The 21,751-nt window shown below is 27.0% G+C and carries 12 protein-coding genes, 3 tRNA genes, 3 rRNA genes and 1 pseudogene; all 19 read left to right on the forward strand.

The window, feature by feature from the left end; translation table 11 throughout:
- Positions 1 to 47: 47 nt before the first annotated feature.
- Positions 48 to 695: a tyrosine--tRNA ligase gene (gene tyrS, locus JNO41_RS01515; protein ID WP_432729643.1), complete on the forward strand. Its 648-nt coding sequence runs from the start codon at positions 48 to 50 to the stop codon at positions 693 to 695.
- A gap of 2 nt (positions 696 to 697) precedes the next feature.
- Positions 698 to 1,303 (forward strand): hypothetical protein, encoded by a 606-nt coding sequence (locus JNO41_RS01520; protein WP_432729645.1) that lies wholly within the window; start codon positions 698 to 700, stop codon positions 1,301 to 1,303.
- Between the two features lie 64 nt (positions 1,304 to 1,367).
- Complete coding sequence (gene sufU / locus JNO41_RS01525; RefSeq protein ID WP_121464134.1) at positions 1,368 to 1,796, forward strand: Fe-S cluster assembly sulfur transfer protein SufU; 429 nt, start codon at positions 1,368 to 1,370, stop codon at positions 1,794 to 1,796.
- Positions 1,797 to 2,013: 217 nt separating this feature from the next.
- Positions 2,014 to 2,619 (forward strand): ATP-binding cassette domain-containing protein, encoded by a 606-nt coding sequence (locus JNO41_RS01530; protein WP_432729667.1) that lies wholly within the window; start codon positions 2,014 to 2,016, stop codon positions 2,617 to 2,619.
- 22 nt (positions 2,620 to 2,641) lie between these two features.
- Entirely contained in the window at positions 2,642 to 3,637 is a 996-nt protein-coding gene (locus JNO41_RS01535; RefSeq protein ID WP_121464136.1) for a hypothetical protein, read from the forward strand.
- A gap of 6 nt (positions 3,638 to 3,643) precedes the next feature.
- The gene (locus JNO41_RS01540) at positions 3,644 to 4,378 is read left to right on the forward strand and encodes an ABC transporter permease subunit (protein WP_121464137.1); all 735 of its coding nucleotides are present in this window, start codon (positions 3,644 to 3,646) and stop codon (positions 4,376 to 4,378) included.
- Between the two features lie 117 nt (positions 4,379 to 4,495).
- The gene (locus JNO41_RS01545; protein ID WP_121464138.1) at positions 4,496 to 5,869 is read left to right on the forward strand and encodes a Wadjet anti-phage system protein JetA family protein; all 1,374 of its coding nucleotides are present in this window, start codon (positions 4,496 to 4,498) and stop codon (positions 5,867 to 5,869) included.
- Positions 5,870 to 6,017: 148 nt separating this feature from the next.
- A complete protein-coding gene (locus JNO41_RS01550) occupies positions 6,018 to 6,788 on the forward strand; it encodes a hypothetical protein (protein ID WP_121464139.1) in 771 nt (256 codons plus the stop codon).
- 358 nt (positions 6,789 to 7,146) lie between these two features.
- The gene (yihA, locus tag JNO41_RS01555; RefSeq protein WP_121464140.1) at positions 7,147 to 7,737 is read left to right on the forward strand and encodes a ribosome biogenesis GTP-binding protein YihA/YsxC; all 591 of its coding nucleotides are present in this window, start codon (positions 7,147 to 7,149) and stop codon (positions 7,735 to 7,737) included.
- Between the two features lie 104 nt (positions 7,738 to 7,841).
- A complete protein-coding gene (locus JNO41_RS01560; protein WP_121464141.1) occupies positions 7,842 to 10,412 on the forward strand; it encodes a valine--tRNA ligase in 2,571 nt (856 codons plus the stop codon).
- A gap of 292 nt (positions 10,413 to 10,704) precedes the next feature.
- Complete coding sequence (locus JNO41_RS01565) at positions 10,705 to 13,509, forward strand: cation-translocating P-type ATPase (RefSeq protein ID WP_201736611.1); 2,805 nt, start codon at positions 10,705 to 10,707, stop codon at positions 13,507 to 13,509.
- 38 nt (positions 13,510 to 13,547) lie between these two features.
- The gene (gene pth, locus JNO41_RS01570; protein ID WP_121464143.1) at positions 13,548 to 14,123 is read left to right on the forward strand and encodes an aminoacyl-tRNA hydrolase; all 576 of its coding nucleotides are present in this window, start codon (positions 13,548 to 13,550) and stop codon (positions 14,121 to 14,123) included.
- A 177-nt stretch (positions 14,124 to 14,300) separates the two neighbouring features.
- Positions 14,301 to 15,833 (forward strand): 16S ribosomal RNA (locus JNO41_RS01575).
- Between the two features lie 109 nt (positions 15,834 to 15,942).
- Positions 15,943 to 16,019 (forward strand) — tRNA-Ile (locus tag JNO41_RS01580).
- Between the two features lie 79 nt (positions 16,020 to 16,098).
- A 23S ribosomal RNA gene (locus JNO41_RS01585) occupies positions 16,099 to 18,960 on the forward strand.
- 43 nt (positions 18,961 to 19,003) lie between these two features.
- Positions 19,004 to 19,118, forward strand: a 5S ribosomal RNA gene (gene rrf, locus JNO41_RS01590).
- Together the 16S, 23S and 5S rRNA genes with 3 tRNA genes alongside form the textbook arrangement of a ribosomal RNA operon.
- 8 nt (positions 19,119 to 19,126) lie before the next feature.
- Positions 19,127 to 19,202: transfer RNA gene (locus tag JNO41_RS01595), tRNA-Val, on the forward strand.
- Between the two features lie 15 nt (positions 19,203 to 19,217).
- Positions 19,218 to 19,293 (forward strand) — tRNA-Asn (locus JNO41_RS01600).
- Between the two features lie 92 nt (positions 19,294 to 19,385).
- A pseudogene (locus tag JNO41_RS01605) lies at positions 19,386 to 21,526 on the forward strand (polyribonucleotide nucleotidyltransferase).
- The last annotated feature ends 225 nt before the right edge of the window (positions 21,527 to 21,751 follow it).

The following is a 21,751-nucleotide window of genomic DNA, read 5'->3' on the forward strand; positions in this document are numbered from 1 at the left end:
TTTTTTTCTTTAATTTGTCAAATATATAAATAGATAAGAGGTTTTTTGTGTTTTTATTCCAAGAATTAAAATGGCGTAATTTGATTAAAAATTTGAGCAATGAAAAAAAATTAGAACAACTTTTAAACCAAGGGCAACTTAATTTTTATTGTGGTTTTGATCCGACAGCTATTTCTTTAACTATTGGTCATTTAGTTCAAATTATAACTATTTTATTATTGCAAAAGAAAGGACATAAGCCTTTTATTTTACTTGGGAGAGCTACTTCTTTAATAGGCGATCCGAAAGAAAAAGAAGAAAGAAAATTATTATCTTTAGAAGATGTTGAGAAAAATTTTTTTAAAATTAAAAAACAATTAATGAAAATTTTACCGGAAGATAAAGTTACTTTTGTTGATAATTATGAATGGATATCTAAAATTAATCTTATTGATTTTTTAAGAGATTACGGAAAATATTTTAATGTTAATTATATGATTTCTAAAGACAAAATAGCTAAAAGATTAGATAAAGGCATTTCTTATACTGAATTTTCTTATATGATTTTACAAGCTGTAGATTTTTATTTTTTATATAAAAAATATAATGTTAATTTACAATTAGGTGGTTCTGATCAGTGGGGGAATATTACTGCTGGGTTAGAATTGATTAGAAAAAAAAATTTGATGAATCATCCGAAAAACCTTTTGGAATGAGTATGTCTCTTTTATTAGATAATAAAGGAGTTAAAATTGGTAAAAGCGAAAAAAATGTCATTTGGTTAGATGAAAAAATAACAACTTCTTATCAAATTTATCAATTTTTTTTAAATGTTGATGACCAAAATGTTATTAATCATTTGAAAATGTTAACCTTATTAGAAGTAGATAAGATTTTAGAATTAGAAAAAGAAGTCAAGATGAATCCTTCTTATAGGTTAGCTCAAAAAGAATTAGCTAAACAAGTTGTTTCTTTTGTTCATGGAAAAGAAATTTTCAAAGAATGTTTTGAAGTTAATAATATTTTGTTTTTTAATAAATCAAAAGCGCTAAATGAAAATGATTTTGTTTTATTAAAAAAACATTTAGTTTTTATAGAAGTTAAAGAAAAAGAAATTTCTTTAGTTGATGCTTTATTAGAAACAAAATTAGCTGATTCTAAAAAACAAGCTAGAACATTGATAATATCTAAATCTATTAAGATTTTTCATAAATCTATTGATAAAGTAGATTATGTTTTAGATTTTGACATAGCTTTATTTTCTAAATATATTTTGTTAACGAAAAAAAATAAAATTAATGCTTTGATTATTTTTAAATTTTAAAAAAAATAGAGATTTTCTTTTGATTTATTTTAATGAATATGCGGAAGGTTTTTTATTTAAAAAGATGAATCAATTATATCGTGATTTAATAGTTAAACATTATCATAATCCTTCTAATAAAGGTTTAATTAAAAATAATGAACTCATTAATTATTGTGTTATGAAAGAAAAAAATATTTCTTGTAGTGACGAAATAATTCTTCAAGTGAAATTCGAAAATAAAAATATTGTAGATATTAAATATGAAGTTAAAGGATGCGCTATTTTAATAGCTTCTGCTTCTTTAATGTCTATTTGCTTAAAAAAAAATGATTTAATATTAGCTATAAAAAAAATAAAACATTTTTGTAATATGTTAAAAAATGAAATTTTTGATCCACAATTATTAGATGACGAATTACTTGTTTTTGAGACGATTAAAGATTTTCCTGGCAGATTTAAATGCGCTAGTATTCCTTGGAAATTATTATTACAAATGATAAATATACAATAAAAAAATAAATAGTTAGTTAAATTATTTGAATTTTATTTTTTTGTATTTTATTTCAATAAAATACAAAAAAATAAAATATTATTTAAATTTCAATAAGAAAGACTTTATTATTTTTAGAAATAATGTTGAGAATAGAAAATCTTTATAAAACTTATTCAATGAATAAAAAAATATTTCTATTTTAAAAAAAATAAATCTAAATATTTTTGAAGGACAAATTTTCGGTTTAGTAGGTAAAACCGGTTCTGGTAAAACTACTTTATTAAAAATAATGAATGGTTTAGAACAACCTGATAAAAGAAAAGAAACTAAAATTTTTAAAAATTTTACTTATCGTGAAAGTGGTACTATTTGGCAAAATTTTAATCTTTTATCTAATTTAAATGTTTTTGATAATATAGCTTTACCTTTAAAAATAAGAAATTATCCAAAAGAAGAAATTAAAACAAAAGTGTTAGAAATTATAAAATTTGCGGGATTGTCTGATTGTATTGAATTATATCCTAAACAAATTTCAGGAGGTCAGAAACAAAGGACAGCTATTGCTAGGACTTTAGTTTATAATCCTAAAATTATTTTTTGTGACGAACCTACTTCATCTTTGGATGAAACAGTTAACAAAAGTATTTTAAAATTATTTTATAAAATAAATAAAATAAAAAAAACGACTATTGTGATAATTTCTCATGATAGTTCAGTTATACAAACTTTATGTAATTCGGTTGCTATTTTGAATAAAAATCAAATAGAACAAATTATAGATTTAAAACCTTCTTATTATTTTAAATCGTTGTCTTATAAAGAAATTTTTTTAAAAAAATAAAAAATAGTTTGGGTAAAATAAAGTGAATAAAATACAAAAATTTTTGTATTTAAAAATCGGTTTTATTTTAATTATTATTGTTTTGATTATTTTTGGGTGGTGGTTTTTAATAAATAAAAAAGAACAAAACACTACAAAAACATTAAAAATAGCTACTGCTTTACCTAATGTAAAAGATTTTTTGACATTAGATGAGATTAAAAATGAATTACAACAAAAAGATATGGAGTTAGACATAAAATTTATTCCTCATGAATATACACAAACACATAAATTATTAATGAATGATGAAGTAATTGCTAAATTAGATTCTCATTTACCTTATTCTATTGATGAGAATGATACAGGACAATTTTCTGATTCGAAAATAATGGCAGTTCACCCTTTATATTGGGCTCATATTGGATTATATAATACCAAAAATCGCAGAAATAATAAAAATAAAATAAAAAATTGGGAAGATTTTGAGAGAATAAAAGAACAAGTAATCGAACCAATAAAGATTTTGATTTGTGATAATAAAGCTCAAATTAATATTATGTTACGTTTTTTAGAAAAATTAAAAATTATATCGAGAAAAGAAATTGCAAAAGATACTGAACAAAAAACAAAAGATAAAAAATATGTTTTAGACAAGAATGATTTTGATATTCCAAAAAATATAGAAATATGCATACCATCAGGAGTTACTTTATTGAGCAGCGTTCAATTATTTAAAAATAGCGATGAATATGATTTATTTATTAATTATCCCGCTGTCGCAGGAGTCTCAAATGGCGAAATAGATGTTATTCAAAAATACACAAAACCTGAAATTAATGATTTTGCTATAACTAATACAATTTCCTTGATAATAAAAGAAAAATATAAAGATGACGAATTAATAAAAAAATTAAAATTAATTTTAAGTAAACAGAAAATAATTGATCTTTTTCAACAAAAATATGAAAACGGAGATTTTATACCTTCTAACGAGATAGAAAAAATAACAAATAAAATTAATCAATATTTCACATAATTAATTATGAAAAATTTCTTTTTTTCTTTTTTTAAAGTTTTAAGTTATAGTCATAATAGTGATTCTTCTAATAGTAATTATTTAGTTTTAGAAGGGTTATTAGAAACTGTAAAATTAACTTTTTTATCTTGTTTTATTTCTTCTATTTTAGGTTTTTTATTAGCTATATATTTATATTTATTAAAAATAAAAAAGAAAACAAAAACTTATTTTTTAATAAATAATTTAATTAATATTGTTCTTTCTACACCATATTTGATGTTAGTTATTTTAATAACTAATCATTTTTTAGGACCTAATTTTAGATGCTATTATGGATTTAAAGCGGCTCTTTTTTGTTTAAGTTTTGTTTTAATTTTTGTGTTTGCGCGTAATTGTGAACAAATATTTTTACAAATGAATCCGGAAATTTATCAAACAGCTTACACCTTAGGAGCTAGTAAAAAACAATTTATTATATATTTTTTATTAAAAGAATCTAGATCCTTTTTAATATTAAAATTGGTTTCGCTTTTTATTTCTTCATTAGCTTATTCTAGTGTTTTGCATATTTTAGGTCAATCTGGGTTAAGTGGTATAATTTATACATATGGATGGAATAACGGTAATCTTAATTTTAAAAAAGCAGGATTTACTCAATTAGAACTAATTGTAACATATATTATAATCATATTTTTATTAGTTCAAATTGTAAATTTAATTGGTAATTGGATTGCTGATAAATTTGATAAAACGAGATAAATTTTTATCTCGTTTTTAATATATATAATATTTTTTAGAAATAAATATAAAATTATTTTTTACATTTTAATTTTTTTATTTATTTCTAAAAATTTAAATATTTAAGGAGGTAAATATATGTCTTTTTTATTTAAAATTATTCCTTCTAATTTTTTTCAATTATTGTCGTCTGTCAACAAAGATATTTATGTTGACTGTCTTATTCTTTTAGAGGAATTATTTAATGAAGATGATAATTTTGATATTGATAAAAATATAGCTTTAAATGTGTTAGAAAAATATTTCGATGAAAAGTCTGAAATTTTATTTCAAGAAGAAGACGAAAAAGAAATAATTACTAATAATCGACAAAAAGCTTCAAGAGTTATTGCTTTGTTTAATAAAAACGGTTGGTTAAGCGAAGAAAAAATTAGTTATAATATTATTAATTTAAATTTTTTTGATTATAGTTTAGAGATGATTTATTTTTTTAAAAAAACTCTTAATCATATCAATTCGGAATCTATCGGAAATATTTATAGTGTTTATTCTCTTTTAAAATCTTTTCTTACTGAAAAAAAGTATACTACTTTTCAAGAAGCTATTTTAAAAACAAAAAGTCTTGTTGCTAAACTAAAAATTTTAAAATCTAATATTTTTAGATTTTATAATCAATTAATTAATATTAATTTTAATTATAATTTGCAAAATATTTTAGAACAATTATTATCGGATTATAAAAAGAATTTTTTTGATTCTTCTTATTATATTTTAAAAACAACTGATAATTTTTTAAAATATTGTATTCAAATTGATTTCTTTATCGAAGAAATAGAAAAGAATCCTGTTTATTTTCAGCAAATGAAGGAACAAATAAAAAATATAAACAAGAACTCCAAAGAAGATATCAATAATTTAATTCGAAAACAAATTCAAGAAATTAAAACAAATTTATCATCAACAGATAAATTGATTCAAATTATAGATCAAAAGAACGAACAATATTTACAGACAGCTTGTGATAAAATTTTATTTTTTAGCAATCGAAAAAAAAATTTAGAAAATCTTTTGAACAATACTATTAAATTAATTTTAGATGATAAAATAAATTGTTCCTCTTTTTTTAATTTATGGAATATTAAAAATTTAGATGAATTTTCTTTTTATAAACCAAGAGCTCCAAAAAAAGAAATAACTTTATCTACATTGCAAACAATTCCGGAAGAAATAGAATTTAATTTGAAAGAAAAAAAAAGATTATTTTTAGATAAAAAAAATCTTTTTCATATTCAAAATATTAATGTTTTCGTTCAAGAACTTTTAGAGAAAAAAAATTCTTTTAAAGCTTCAGAAATGATTTTGAAAACTAATCAAGATATATTAAGGCTTATTTTGATTTATATTTATGCTCAATCCGATTCAAATAAAAATATTTATCGAATTCAGAAATTAAATATAAAAGCAAATTCTTATAATCTTTCTTTTCCTGATTTTTTAATTTTTAAAAAATAAAATTTTTTGTTGATAAAGAATAAATTTCAAGTTAAAATTGATTTTTATTTTTTTCATATCTTAAAAAGATTATTTTAATATATACTTATGATGGTTTATTTTAGGGATAATCTCTAAAATAAATTTAGAAAATAATTAGAAAGAAAATATGTACTCGAATCTAAAAAAAACTCATCTAAAAAAAACTCATAAATATTTTTTAAAATTTTTTGTCATTCTTATATTTTTTATTTATTTTAATTATAATATTTTTAAAATATACGCTGTTCATGAAAATCAAAATGTTTTTCCTTTTTTTGGCAAAATAAAAGATAATGATGAAAATATTTTCCAAAAAGATTGTTCATGGAATTATAAACCTGTTTTGAGATATAATGATCTAAAAGATAGAATAGAAATTATTTATAATTATGATTATCGAGGAAAAATGAGAGAAAAACATTATACAGATACAAATAAAATACATATTTATAAATATGACGACGAAAATAAAATTGTTTCGATACATGATTTTAAAAATCATGAATTATTAAAAACATTTGAATATAATGATCAAAATCAAATTATTATTTCGAGAGATCATAAAAATAAATTTCAAACGAAATATAAATATAATAAAAAAGGCCAATTAATGGCTAAAATAAAAGTTTTTTCTTTTGAAAATTATTCTTTAAAAAAAAGTATTTTTCATTATGTTTATAATGACGAAGGGCAAACAATTAATAAAATTTATTATGCCGATATTTTTAAAAGAAGAAATAAATTTTTTAGTTTTATAAATGGATTTAAAAAAAGAAATTTTGTTTTATGTACTTATAAATATAATAATGAAGCTCAAAGAATTAAAAAAATTAATCATCAGACAAGTAGTATTCATTCATATAAATATTACGACTTTTCACAAATTTATGAAATATAAAAATAAAAATCGAACTTATTTAAGTTCGATTTTTTTTATAATTTAAAAAATTTTATTTTTTAATAAATAAAAATAATTAGAAATCAAAAATTTTTTTGAATTACTTCAAAATAAATAATAATTTGATAATTACAAAAAAATAATATTATATATTTATCTATGTTGTTTATTTTTATAAATTTGATATAAATTAATTATTTAATAATTTTTTAGCATAAATTATTTTTAAAATAAATTAAATTTATTTTTTTTAATATATTAGTTATAAGAGATGTTATATATTATATAATTATTGATATTGATTAAATTTTATATATTCAAAAAATATTTAAATATTTAAATTAAGGTAAAAATTCGAGTGATTAACAATTCCATTTTTTTAAAAAGTATTACTGATTTAAAATATCGTCCCTTACCTCAACTATCAGAGATTTTTTTAATCGGAAGAAGTAATGTCGGCAAGAGTTCATTTATTAATGCTTTAGTTAATAATAAAAAAATGGCGTTAGTATCAAAAACTCCTGGTAAAACAATTACTTTAAATTATTTTTTATTAAATGATTCTTTTTATTTAGTAGATTCTCCGGGTTATGGTTACATGAAAAAAAGTTTGCAAGTTAAAAAAAGTGTTGTTAAAATGATTAATAATTTTTTACAAAAAAATTTGGATATTAAAATTCTTTTTCAATTTATAGATTTTAAAGTAGGGCCTACTTTTTTAGATATGGAAATATATCGACTATTAAGACAATCTCATTTCACACCTTATTTAATTTTAAATAAAAAAGATAAAGTTTCGTCCAATAAAGTTATAAACAGATTTAAAAAAATTCGACAAATTTTTGAACAATTAGGTTACAATGAAATACCAATGTATTTATTATCTTGTAAAACGAAAGACGGATTAAATAATATTATGGATTTAATTTATTCTAAAATAGATTTATAAATAATTTTGTTTTTTATTTTATAAATACTTAAAATTGTTTTTTATTTTATATAATAAATTTTAAAAGAGCTTAATTAATTTTAAATAGGATAAAAAAATATATTATGAAAACCAAATATTCTTTTCAAACAGTAGAAAAAGGAAGATATCAAAAGTGGTTAAATAAAGATTACTTTAGAACCGAAAATAATTTAACAAAACAAGTTTTCACTATTGTTATTCCCCCGCCGAATATTACAGGAAAACTTCATTTAGGACATGCTTGGAATAATACTTTACAAGATATTTTAGTTCGAAGAAAAAAAATGTTAGGTTATGATATTCTTTTTTTACCTGGAATGGATCATGCAGGAATAGCGACCCAAAATAAAATAAGACAAAAAATCAGAGAAGAAGGAATTTTAGACCAAAATTTAACTAAAGAAATTTTTTTAAAATATGCTTCTTTATGGAAAGAAGATTATTCTAAAATTATTCGTGAGCAATGGGCTTCATTAGGTTTATTTTTAGATTATAAATATGAAAAATTTACTTTAGATCCGCCTTTAACTAAAACAGTGGAAAAAGTTTTCATTAAATTATATAAAGATAATTTAATTTATCGCGATTATAAAATTATTAATTGGGATCCTTTGATGAAGACGACTTTATCTAATATAGAAGTTAATTATCAAGAAATTAAAGGGAAACTTTTTTATCTAAAATATTTTTTATTTAATGATTCTAATTTCTTTTTAGAAGTCGCCACTACAAGACCTGAAACTATTTTTGCTGATCAAGCTTTAGCTGTCAATCCTAAAGATTCAAGATATTGCGATTGGATTGGCAAAAAGGTTTTAATACCATTTACTAATAGAATGATTTCTGTAATTCAAGATGAATCTGTTGATATGGAATTCGGAACAGGAGTGGTAAAAATAACTCCTGCTCATGATGAAAATGATTTTCAAATAGGGAAGAAAAATAATTTAAAATTTGTTTTATGCATCAATGAAGACGGTATTATGAATGAAATAGCCGAAAAATATCAAAATTTAAGTATTTTAGAATGTCGTCGAAAATTAATTAATGATTTAGAAAAAATTAATTTAGTTTCTATGATAAAAGAACATAAACATATGGTAGGTTTTTCTAGCATTTCAGGATCTATGATCGAACCAAGATTATCTTTACAATGGTTTTTGAAAATGAAAGAATTATCTTCTTTTGTTTTAAAAAAACATAACATAAATTTTTTGCCTCAAAGATTTTTAAAAATTTTTAATAGTTGGTTAGTAAACGTTGAAGATTGGTGTATCTCTCGTCAATTATGGTGGGGTCATTCTATTCCTGTTTGGTATAAAAATGAAGAAATTAAAGTTCAAGTTGAAGATCCAGGAAATGGTTTTGTTCAAGAAACGGATGTTTTAGACACGTGGTTTTCTTCTTCTTTGTGGCCTTTGAATACTTTAGGTTGGAATCGAGAAAATAATGTTCTTTTTGAAAGACGTTTTCCAGTAGATGTTTTAGTTACTGGTTATGATATTTTAACCTTTTGGGTTACTAAGATGGTTATTCAAAGTTTTTATTTAACCAAAAAAAAACCTTTTAAAAATGTTTTATTACATGGTTTAGTAAGAGATTCTGAAGGGCAAAAAATGTCTAAATCAAAAGGAAATGGGATCGCACCGCAAGAAGTTATTGATAAATACGGGACAGACGCTTTAAGATGGTTTTTAACCACAAATGTTTCTAATGGTTCTGATTTATGTTATGATGAACAAAAAATAATTAATAATTGGAAATTTATTAATAAAATTTGGAATATAAGTCGTTTAATTAAATTAAATATTAAAACTTTAGAAATTGATTTTGATGAAGAACTTTTATTATTTCCTGAAAAAGCTTTATTAACTCATTTTTCGAAATTAATTAAAAAAATCGATTCTTTATATGAAAGATATGAATTTCATATTATAGGAGAAATGTTATATCACTTCATTTGGGAAGAATTCGGAAATTTCTTTTTAGAATTTTTAAAAGTTTTTTTAAAAAAAGAAAAAGAATATTTAAATACTCAAAAATTTTTATTTTTTATTTTGAAAAATATTTTAAAATTATTACATCCTTTTATTCCTTTTGTAACTGATGCCATTTATGAAGATTTAACTTTAGGAAAATCTATTGTTCATTCTTCTTGGCCGAAAATTGATTATTCGGATTTAAAATCTTTAGATGATATCCAAAGTTTAAAAACTTTAATTATTCAATTTCGTAATTGGAGACATTTACATAAAATTAACAAAAATAATTTGTTTACTTTGTATATCGAAATGATTTCGGAAAAAAATAAAGAGTTAAACATTTTTAGTTCAGTTTTAGAAACTTTTTTTCAAGTGAATAAAGTTCAAATTATTAATAGTTTAGATGATAATTATGTTTGTTTATTTTCTGAAAAAAACATATCCATTTGGATAGATAAAAAAAATTGGCAAAATATTAATAATACAGCTATTAAAGATAATTTAAAACAACAAAAAGAAATGCTTTTAAAAGAAATTAAGAGAAGTGAAACAATTTTAGGCAATAAGTTATTTATAGAAAAAGCAAATCCTAACAAAATCAAATTAGAAAGAGAAAAATATCAAAAATATTTAAATAAATATCAAAAATTAAATAAAAATAATACAAAATAAAAAAAATATTTTTTTGATCAATTAATTTGAATACGTTTATTAATGAAAACATTTCTTATATAGTTTGAAAAACTGTCTCTAAATCTAAAGTTAATGTTATTTTCGATAATTTTTTTATGATATAGAATCTGAAAAGAAATTATTAATTTTTTTATATAATAATAAAGATTAATTTTTTTTATATTTAAAATATTTATTTAATAATATTTTTTATATTTTAATACAAAATAAATTTTTTGTTTTTTAAAAAATTTATGTTTTTTTTAAAAAAAGAGGCAATTAGATAATAATAATGAAAAATAAAGAACTTTTAAAAATAAGTAGTTTATCTTCGGAAGAAGTTTTTAAACATTTTAATACAAATCAGAATGGTTTAAACAATCAAGAAGTAAAAAACAGATATCTTATTCATGGATTAAATGTTATTAAACCAAATAAAAATACAAATATTTTTAAACAATTTATCAAACATTTTACTTCTATGTTTGCTTGTTTATTATGGACAGCGGGTTTGTTAGCTTTTTGTATTAATGATAAACCAGTAGGTTTAGCGATTATTTTGGTTGTTATTGTTAATGGTGTTTTTTCTTTTTTTCAAGAACGTAAAGCTAGCAAGATTTTATCTTCTTTAGGAAGTATGATACCTAATAAAATTCAAGTTTATCGCGATGGCAAAATAGAATTTATTGATGTAATTAATTTAACAATCGGTGATTTAATTTTTTTAGATATAGGAAGTGTTATCCCTGCTGATGCTAGATTAGTAGAGGCTAATAATTTTTATGTTGATAATTCTATGTTAACGGGCGAAATCGTTCCTTTAAATAGAACTTGTGCTCCTAACATTAATAATATTGATGTTATTTCTGAAATTCCTAACTTGGTATACGCAGGAACAACTGTTTCACAAGGAAGTGCCAAAGCTATTGTTTATTCTATTGCTGGAAATACTCAGATTGGAGAAGTTTCTAATTTAGTACAAAATATCGATAAAGGTATAAGCACTCTTGAAAAAGAAATTCATAAAGTTATCAAAGTAATTAGTATTATCGCTTCATCTTTGGCTTTGTTAGTTTTTTTAATTTGTATATGGCGTTATAGTACTGATTCAAATCAAACTTGGACAAATATTTTTAAACAGTCTATGATTGTAGCTTTAGGCATGTTAGTAGCGAATATTCCAGAAGGATTATTGCCGTCTATTAATTTAAGTTTAGCTATCGGTTCACAAAGAATGGCCAAACAAAAAGCTTTAATTAAACAATTATTTTCAGTTGAAACATTAAATTCTACTACTGTTATTTGTACTGATAAAACAGGAACTTTAACAGAAAATAAATTAACTTGTCATAAAATATTATTTCCTGGAGGTTATGTTGATATTACCGGTAATGGTTTTAATAAAAAAGGCGAATTTAAAAATTTAGATAGAGTAAAAAATGATAAGGTTTTAAGCAAATTATTTATTTCTGCTATAATGTGTTCGGAAGCTAATTTAATCAATGATCCTATTAATAAAACAGATTTTCAAATAATAGGTAGTCCTACAGAAGGTTCTTTTTTAATCGCTGCTCGTAAATATAATTTAGACATAGAAGAAATTAGAAATAATTTTCAAGTAGAAAAAATGAATCCTTTTTCTTCGGAAACTAAAAAAATGAGTGTTTTAGTTAAGAATTTATCTCAAAAACATTATGATTCTAATGAAAGATATTTATTTATCAAAGGAGCTCCTAGTGTTTTATTAAAAGATTGTAAATTTCAATATAAAAATAAAAAAGTAATGGAATTTTCTCAAAAAGATAAAGAAGTTTTTGTTAATCATAATGAAGAATTAGCTAGCAAAGGTTACCGTTTATTATCTATTGCTTATAAAAAAATAGAATCTGAAACAGATAATTATGATGAAAAAGATATGGTCTTTTTAGGTTTTGTAGTAAATTATGATCCTCCTAAAATTGAAGTACGTGATTCAATTGAAAAATTATATAAAGCCGGTTTAAAAGTTACTGTTATTACAGGAGACTACGGACCAACAGCGATAGCAATTGGGAAGCAAGTAGGCATCGCAAAAGGCGATCAATATTTAAATGTAGATGGTGAAAAAATTGATAAAATATCCAAACAAGAATTACAAGATATTTTAAAAACTACTAAACCAATATTTTTCTCTCGCACAACTCCGCAACATAAATTAAGAATTATAGAAGCTTATCGTGCTAATGGTGAAATAGTAGGAGTTATCGGAGACGGAGTTAACGATATTTTAGCTATGAAAGCCGCTCATATTGGTATTGCAATGGGTAAATCTGGTAAAGACGTCGCTCGTAATGCAGCTGATATGATTTTATTAGACGATAACTTTTCTACTATTCCTAAAGCTCTTTTAGAAGCTCGTGGTATTTATGATAATATTAAAAAATTTATAACTTATGTATTTAGTTCTAATATTCCGCAAATTTTTCCTGTTATATTTATGGCAATGTTTGGAACTCCTCTTTATTTAACTGTTATGCAAATTTTAGCTATAGATTTAATAACTGATTTAATACCTGCTATAGCTTTAGGAGCGGAAAAACCTGATAAGGATTTATTAAACAAAAAACCTATTACTGCAAACGATCGTTTATTAGATAAAAAAGTATTAAAAAGAGGTTACGGTTTTTTAGGCTTAGTTGAAGGAATTTTAGCGTTAGTATTTTTCTTATCTTTTGTTTCGGGTAAAACTTTAAAACTAGGATTTGAAGAAGTATCAAAAAATGAAAATTTTAAATTTGCTTCTACCATGGCTTTTGGAGCTGTTATTTTTGCTCAGATAGGTAATGTTTTCGCTTGCAGATCTGACAAACTTCAATTTTGGCAAACTGCTAAAAAAAAGAATATTCTTTTATATTTCGGTATTTTATGTGAATTATTTTTATTTGTTCTTATTTCAAGAAAAATTGAGACATTAAATGTTTTTTTTGGAACAGCTGAAATAAAAAATATTTTATATTATATTTGTTTATTTTCTTGTATTTTTATAATATTATTTTTTGATTATATTTATAAATTTATTAATAATAGAAAAAAAGTTAAAAAAAATTTAAACCAATAGTTTAAATTTTTTTATTTTTTTAACGTAAAGGAAAGAAAATGAAACTTATTGTCGGTTTAGGAAATCCAGGTATTATTTATAATAATACTCCTCATAACATAGGATTTATGATGGTTGATTTTTTTTTAGATTATTTAAAAAAAAATTTAATTCCATTTAAATTAAAAAAAGAATTATTTAATTTGGTTTATCATGCTCAAATAAATAAGAAATCAATTATATTATTAAAACCTCAAATTTATATGAATAATTCCGGTTCAGCTATAGAAAAAATTGTTAAAAAATATAAAATTAATACACAAGATATTTTGGTTTTATATGATGATATTTATTTAAAAGCTGGTAATTTTAAATTAAAACATAAAGGGGGGCATGGCGGACATAATGGAATAAAAAATATTATAGAAACATTAAATACGAATCAATTCAAAAGATTAAAGATAGGTGTCGATAATAATTTTTTAATTCCTTTGAATGAATATGTTTTAAGAGTTTTTGAATCACAAATTAAAAAAGACATTCTTAATAATTTCCCAATATTCATTGATATATTGAAATATTTTATTGATGATGCCCCTTTTGAAAAAATTTTTAATTTTTTAAATAAAAAATGATCTTTTTTTAAAAAATATTTTTTTATATGTTATAATAAACGTGTTGTTATTTTTAAGATTTCAGCAAAAAATATTTTTATTTAAAAACTTTTGTTTTTGAAAACTGAAGATGATATTTTAATATTAATTTTTAATTAATAAAACAAGATTTTTGTTATTAAAATATCAAAAATTTTATAAACCAAGAGTTTGATCCTGGCTCAGGATGAACGCTGGCGGCGCGCCTAATACATGCAAGTCGAACGGAGACCCCTCAAAAGGTCTTAGTGGCGAACGGGTGAGTAACACGTAAGTAACCTACCTTTAAGACGAGGATAACAATCGGAAACGGTTGCTAAGACTGGATAGGAAATAAAAAGGCATCTTTTTGTTTTTAAAAGACCTTCTTCGGAGGGTATGCTTAAAGAGGGGCTTGCGCCACATTAGTTAGTTGGTGAGGTAAAGGCTTACCAAGATTATGATGTGTAGCTGGACTGAGAGGTTGAACAGCCACATTGGGACTGAGACACGGCCCAAACTCCTACGGGAGGCAGCAGTAGGGAATTTTCGGCAATGGAGGAAACTCTGACCGAGCGACGCCGCGTGAACGATGAAGTATTTCGGTATGTAAAGTTCTTTTATTGAAGAAGAAAAAATAGTGGAAAAACTATCTTGACGTTATTCAATGAATAAGCCCCGGCTAACTATGTGCCAGCAGCCGCGGTAAGACATAGGGGGCGAGCGTTATCCGGAATTATTGGGCGTAAAGGGTGCGTAGGCGGTTAGATAAGTCTATAATTTAATTTCAGTGCTTAACGCTGTCTTGTTATAGAAACTGTCTTGACTAGAGTGAGATAGAGGCAAGCGGAATTCCATGTGTAGCGGTAAAATGTGTAAATATATGGAGGAACACCAGAAGCGTAGGCGGCTTGCTGGGTCTTTACTGACGCTGAGGCACGAAAGCGTGGGGAGCAAACAGGATTAGATACCCTGGTAGTCCACGCTGTAAACGATGAGTACTAAGTGTCGGGGCAACTCGGTACTGAAGTTAACACATTAAGTACTCCGCCTGAGTAGTACGTACGCAAGTATGAAACTTAAAGGAATTGACGGGACTCCGCACAAGCGGTGGATCATGTTGTTTAATTCGAAGATACACGAAAAACCTTACCAGGTCTTGACATACTCTGCGAAGCTATAGAAATATAGTGGAGGTTATCAGGGATACAGGTGGTGCATGGTTGTCGTCAGTTCGTGTCGTGAGATGTTAGGTTAAGTCCTAAAACGAACGCAACCCCTGTCGTTAGTTACCAGCACGTAATGGTGGGGACTTTAGCGAGACTGCCAATTAAACATTGGAGGAAGGTGGGGATAACGTCAAATCATCATGCCCCTTATGATCTGGGCTACAAACGTGATACAATGGCTGTTACAAAGAGTAGCTGAAACGCGAGTTTTTAGCCAATCTCAAAAAGACAGTCTTAGTCCGGATTGAAGTCTGCAACTCGACTTCATGAAGCTGGAATCGCTAGTAATCGCGAATCAGCATGTCGCGGTGAATACGTTCTCGGGGTTTGTACACACCGCCCGTCAAACCACGAAAGTTAGCAATACCCGAAAGCAGTGGCTTAACTTCGCAAGAAGAGGGAGCTGTCTAAGGTAGGGTTGATGATTGGGGTTAAGTCGTAACAAGGTATCCTTACCGGAAGGTGAGGATGGATCACCTCCTTTCTAAGGACATACATATAAAAATCATCATCTTCAGTTTTGAAAGACTTAGGTTAAAATATAAGTTTTTCTTTTTACAAAAAAAAGTGTTTCTCTTATATAAAAGACCAAAGGGCCTATAGCTCAGTTGGTTAGAGCACACGCCTGATAAGCGTGAGGTCGGTGGTTCGAGTCCACTTAGGCCCACCAATTTTATATCAGGAAATTATTTACTTCGAAGAAAGTTCTTTGAAAAGTAGATAAACATGATTTGCTTAATTCAATTAAAGTTGAAGAAAGTAAGGGCGTACAGTGAATGCCTTGGCACTAAGAGCCGATGAAGGACGCAATTAACGGCGATACATCATGGGGAGTTGTAAATAAATGAAGATCCATGAATTTCCGAATGGGGCAACCTACTACAGTAAAATTGTAGTTTTTTGATTGTAAAATCAAAAAGGGAACGCAGTGAACTGAAATATCTAAGTAACTGCAGGAAAAGAAAGTAATAACGATTCCGCTAGTAGTGACGAACGAACGCGGAAGAGCCTTGGATACTATTAACTAGTTACAAAATAAAAAGCAACTTGAAGTTTCTGGAAAGAAACACCAAAGAAGGTGACAGTCCTGTAAGGGAAAACTTTTTATCTAGAGTATCCTACAAGTACGGCGAGACACGAGAAATCTTGTTGGAAGACAGGAGGACCATCTCCTAAGGCTAAATACTTCTTAGTGACCGATAGTGAACTAGTACCGTGAGGGAAAGGTGAAAAGAACCCCGAGAGGGGAGTGAAATAGATCCTGAAACTGTATGCCTACAATTAGTCAGAGCTCGTTAATGAGTGATGGCTTGCCTTTTGCAGAATGAACCGGCGAGTTATGATATAGAGCAAGGTTAAGTTTTAAGGAACGGAGCCGTAGCGAAAGCGAGTTTTAAAAGGGCGTTTAGTTGTATGTCATAGACCCGAAACTGAAGTGAGCTAGCCATGAGCAGGTTGAAGTTTAGTTAATCCTAAATGGAGGACCGAACCAGGACACGTTGAAAAGTGTTTGGATGACTTGTGGCTAGGGGTGAAATTCCAATCGAACTCAGAGATAGCTGGTTCTCCCCAAAATAGCTTTAGGGCTAGCGTTGATTAACAGTTTTTATGAAGGTAGAGCACTAAATAAGTGATGGCTTCACCTCGAAGTACTGATCTTAATTAAACTCCGAATTTCATAAAAAACAATCAGCAGTCAGACTGTGGGTGATAAGGTCCATAGTCAAAAGGGAAAGAGCCCAGACCGTCAGCTAAGGTCCCAAAATTAATGTTAAGTGGAAAAGGAAGTGAAGACGTTAAAACAGCTAGGAAGTTGGCTTAGAAGCAGCCATCTTTTAAAGAGTGCGTAATAGCTCACTAGTCTAATGACTTCGCACCGAAAATTTATCGGGGCTCAAACATTATACCGAAGCTACGGATATTAACGTAATGTTAAATATGGTAGGGGAAGCGTTCTGATATCAGTGAAGCCATAGCGGAAGCAGTGGTGGAGAGATCAGAAGTGAGAATGCCGGTGTAAGTAACGAAAAGATAGGCGAGAATCCTATCCGTCGAAAACCCAAGGTTTCCAGGGGAAGGTTCGTCCGCCCTGGGTTAGTCAGGTCCTAAGGCGAGGTAGAAATACGTAGTCGATGGCAAGCAGGCGAATATTCCTGCACTAAAAAAACAACTGATGGAGGGACAAAGAAGGCTAGGCATGCCCTTTATATGGATTAGGGTTGAAGGATCAAGTTTGAGAGAACAGGTAAATCCGTTTTCTTATTCCAAAAAATGAGATTCGAAGGTAAGATGACCGATGTCATACTTTCAAGAAAAGCTTCTAGGGTTAATTGTTTTTTTACCTGTACCGCAAACCGACACAGGTGGGTAGGTAGAGTATACTAAGACGCGCGAGAAAACTCTTGTTAAGGAACTCGGCAAAATTGCTCCGTAACTTCGGGATAAGGAGAGCTTTTGTGTAAAAAGCAAAAGCCACAGAAAAGAAGCCCAAGCGACTGTTTATCAAAAACATAGGTCTCTGCTAAACCGTGAGGTGATGTATAGGGGCTGATGCCTGCCCGGTGCTGGAAGATTAAAAGGAGATGTCAGGGTTAAACCGAAGCATTGAATTGAAGTCCCAGTGAACGGCGGCCGTAACTATAACGGTCCTAAGGTAGCGAAATTCCTTGTCGGGTAAATTCCGACCCGCACGAAAGGCATAACGATTTGGGCGCTGTCTCAACAAGAGTCTCGGTGAAATCAAATTATCGGTGAAAATGCCGATTACCCGCGACAGGACGAAAAGACCCCATGGAGCTTTACTGTAGCTTAATATTGAGTTTGAGAAATTAATGTACAGAATAGGTGGGAGACGGAGAACTTTAGACGCCAGTTTAAAGGGAGTCACCTTTGGGATACCACCCTTTAATTTTTTATGTTCTAACCTGCGTAAGTGTATTACGAGGGACAGTGTTTGGTGGGCAGTTTGACTGGGGCGGTCGCCTCCTAAAGAGTAACGGAGGCGTTCATAAGGTTCCTTCAGAATGGTCAGAAATCATTTAGAGAGCGTAAAGGCATAAGGGAGCTTGACTGCGAGACCTACAAGTCGAGCAGAGACGAAAGTCGGACTTAGTGATCTTACGATACCGCATGGAAGGGTCGTAACTCAACGGATAAAAGCTACCCTGGGGATAACAGGCTTATCGCTTCCGAGCGTTCACAGCGACGAAGCGGTTTGGCACCTCGATGTCGGCTCATCGCATCCTGGAGCTGGAGAAGGTTCCAAGGGTTGGGCTGTTCGCCCATTAAAGCGGAACGCGAGCTGGGTTCAGAACGTCGTGAGACAGTTCGGTCTCTATCCGTCGTGGGCGTTGGAAATTTGAAAAGAGCTGTCCCTAGTATGAGAAGACCGGGATGGATATACCGCTGGTGTTTCAGTTGGTTCGCCAGAGCCATAGCTGAGTAGCTATGTATAGAAAGGATAAACACTGAAAGCATCTAAGTGTGAAGCCTCCTTTGAGATGAGATTTCCCTATGAGATCCCTGAAAGACTATCAGGTAGATAGGCTAGAGGTGTAAGAAGAGTGATCTTTTAAGCTGACTAGTACTAATAGATCCATTGACTTTGATTTTATGAAGAATTAAAAAGGTTATGTTTATCTAGTTTTGAAAGATCCTTGGTAATTAATGAAAGGGGAAACACCTGTTCCCATTCCGAATACAGCAGTTAAGTCCTTTCAACCTGAAGATAGTTTTTGATTACAAAAGCGAAAATAAGATTCGCCAAGGTTTACTTTAAGAGGATTAGCTCAGTTGGGAGAGCGTCTGCCTTACAAGCAGAAAGTCGGGGGTTCAAGTCCCTCATCCTCTACCATTTTATTTATAAAAGGCCTATATAGCTCAGTCGGTAGAGCATCTGACTGTTAATCAGAGGGTCCTAGGTTCGAGCCCTAGTGTAGGCGCCATATAGTAATAAAAATATAAAAGTATTTTTTATGTAAATTATTTTATTTCGAAGAGTAGTTTTATATTTTTATTAGAAAAAAAGGAATCTTTAGTGAATTCGCAAATATTTAAAACTGTTTTTGAAAATAATCTATTAACTGTTGAAATAAGTAAATTAGCTAAACAAGCTAATGGTTCGGTATTATTTCGTTATAAGAATAGCGTTATTTTAACTGTAGTAGTTTGTAGTAAAAAAGATACAGTTTTGAATTATTTTCCTTTAACAGTTGTTTATCAAGAAAAACTTTATGCTGTAGGAAAGATACCCGGGAGTTTTACTAAAAGAGAAGGTAAACCGTCTGATCACGAGGTTTTAAATTCTCGTTTGATAGATAGAACTTTAAGACCTTTATTTCCTAAACAATTTAAAAAGAAGTTCAGATAGTGAATACTATTTTAAGTAGCGATTACGATGGTAATAACGAAATATTTGCTATTTTTTCAAGTTCTTTATCTTTGTTAGTATCAGATATCCCTTACATAGAGTCTGTATCGGGAGTATGTATAGGAAAGATCAATAATCAATTTATTGTTAATCCTAATTCAAAACAAAGAGAAAAATCAGATTTTTTATTGACTTTGTCAGGTACTAAAAACAGTTTAAATATGATAGAAGCCGTTTGTAAAGAAACAACAGAAGAAGTTTTATTAGAGGCTATGATTTATGGTCATGAAATTATTAAAAAACTTTGTTTGTTTCAAGATGAAATTAAAGAAAAAATTAATCCTCAAAAACAGTTTTTGTTAGAATCTTATTGGAATGAAGAGTTATACAATCAAATAGAAAATAAATATCGAATTCAAATAAAAGATATTTTATATATAAACTCAGAGAATAAAAACGATTCTAAATCATTTAAAAATATTATAGATCAATTAAAAGAAAAATTATTAGCAGAATACCAGAATAATAATGATTTTTTATTAGAAAATAGACAAAATTTTCATCATATAGAAGATATTTTTTATGATTTATTACGTCAAGAATTTAGAAAAATGACTATTAAAGATAAAAAAAGAATTGACGGTAGAGAATTATACGAAATTAGAAAAATCGAAAGTCAAATAAGTTTGTTACCTAGAACTCATGGATCAGCTCTTTTCACAAGAGGGCAAACACAAAGTTTAGCTGTTGTAACTTTAGGAACCTTAAGAGAAAGTAAAATGATTGATGATTTAACAGAAGAAGAAGAAAAACGTTTTATTTTACATTATAATTTTCCTTATTATTCTGTTGGTGAGATAGGAAGGTATATGGCGCCTTCTAGAAGAGAAATCGGTCATGGAATTTTAGCTGAAAAAGCATTATTTTATCTTTTACCTTCGGAAGAAGAATTTCCTTATTCTATTAGAGTAGTTTCAGAAATTTTAGAATCTAATGGTTCTTCTTCACAAGCTACTATTTGTGCGTCTTCGATGGCTTTGATGGACGCAGGAGTTCCTTTAAAACAAGCTGTCGCAGGAATAGCTATGGGATTGTTTTTAGATGAAAAAGAATATGTTATTTTAACTGATATCCAAGGTTTTGAAGATAAAGAAGGCGATATGGATTTTAAAATAGCCGGAACTCAAAAAGGAATTACTGCTTTGCAAATGGACATTAAACAAAAAGGTATTAAATTCGATATTTTAAAAGAAGCTTTAAAAAAAGCACGTTTAGGAAGAATAGAAATTTTGAAACAAATGGGCGCTATCATTCCTAAACATAATGATGAAGTTTCTATTTTCGCTCCTAAAGTTCAGGTTATTCGTGTTAAAACTGATAAAATAAGGGATATAATAGGCACAGGTGGAAAAATAATTTCTAGAATTATTGAAAAACATGATAATGTTCAAATAGATATTAAACCAGATGGAAATATTTTTATAACTCATTATAATATTGATATTGTTAGAAAAACAGCTAATTATATTTTAAATTTAGTTAAAGAAATTAAAGTAGGTGAAGTTTTTAAAGTAACTATTTTAAAGATTTTAAGTGATAAACAAGGTCAATCTTTTGGAGCGGTAGCTGAAATTTGTCCAGGAATCGAAGGATTCATTCATATTAGTCAATTAGATAATAAAAAAACAGCAAAAGTAGAAGATGTTTTAAATGTAGGCGATAAATTATTTGTTAAATGTATTGAAATCAATAATAGAGGTAAAATTTCATTATCTTTAAAGGATTATAAAAATAAAATTATAAAATAAATTTAATTTAAGTTTTTTTAAATAATTTATTATTTTTTTAATATATTTATAAATATTATTTTGATCTCTTAGTTATATATATAAAACAAAAGATCTTGATTAAATAAAAAAAATCTTTCACGAAAATAAAAAAATATTTTTTTGATAGTTATTTTTAAAGATTTTTTAAAAAACAAAAAAAATGTTTAAATTTTCGGAACATTTCACATTTTTTAATATAAAATA

The sequence above is a fragment of the 'Prunus avium' virescence phytoplasma genome (assembly GCF_050916135.1).
GTDB classification, from domain to species: Bacteria; Bacillota_I; Bacilli_A; order Acholeplasmatales; family Acholeplasmataceae; genus Phytoplasma; species Phytoplasma ziziphi.

Excerpts from the sequence above, each read along its gene's own strand:
- JNO41_RS01520 (WP_432729645.1), top strand. The coding sequence starts at position 698 with ATGTCTCTTTTATTAGATAATAAAGGAGTTAAAATTGGTAAAAGCGAA.
- sufU (WP_121464134.1), top strand. The coding sequence starts at position 1,368 with ATGAATCAATTATATCGTGATTTAATAGTTAAACATTATCATAATCCT.
- JNO41_RS01540 (WP_121464137.1), top strand. The coding sequence starts at position 3,644 with ATGAAAAATTTCTTTTTTTCTTTTTTTAAAGTTTTAAGTTATAGTCAT.
- JNO41_RS01545 (WP_121464138.1), top strand. The coding sequence starts at position 4,496 with ATGTCTTTTTTATTTAAAATTATTCCTTCTAATTTTTTTCAATTATTG.
- JNO41_RS01550 (WP_121464139.1), top strand. The coding sequence starts at position 6,018 with ATGTACTCGAATCTAAAAAAAACTCATCTAAAAAAAACTCATAAATAT.
- JNO41_RS01560 (WP_121464141.1), top strand. The coding sequence starts at position 7,842 with ATGAAAACCAAATATTCTTTTCAAACAGTAGAAAAAGGAAGATATCAA.
- JNO41_RS01565 (WP_201736611.1), top strand. The coding sequence starts at position 10,705 with ATGAAAAATAAAGAACTTTTAAAAATAAGTAGTTTATCTTCGGAAGAA.
- pth (WP_121464143.1), top strand. The coding sequence starts at position 13,548 with ATGAAACTTATTGTCGGTTTAGGAAATCCAGGTATTATTTATAATAAT.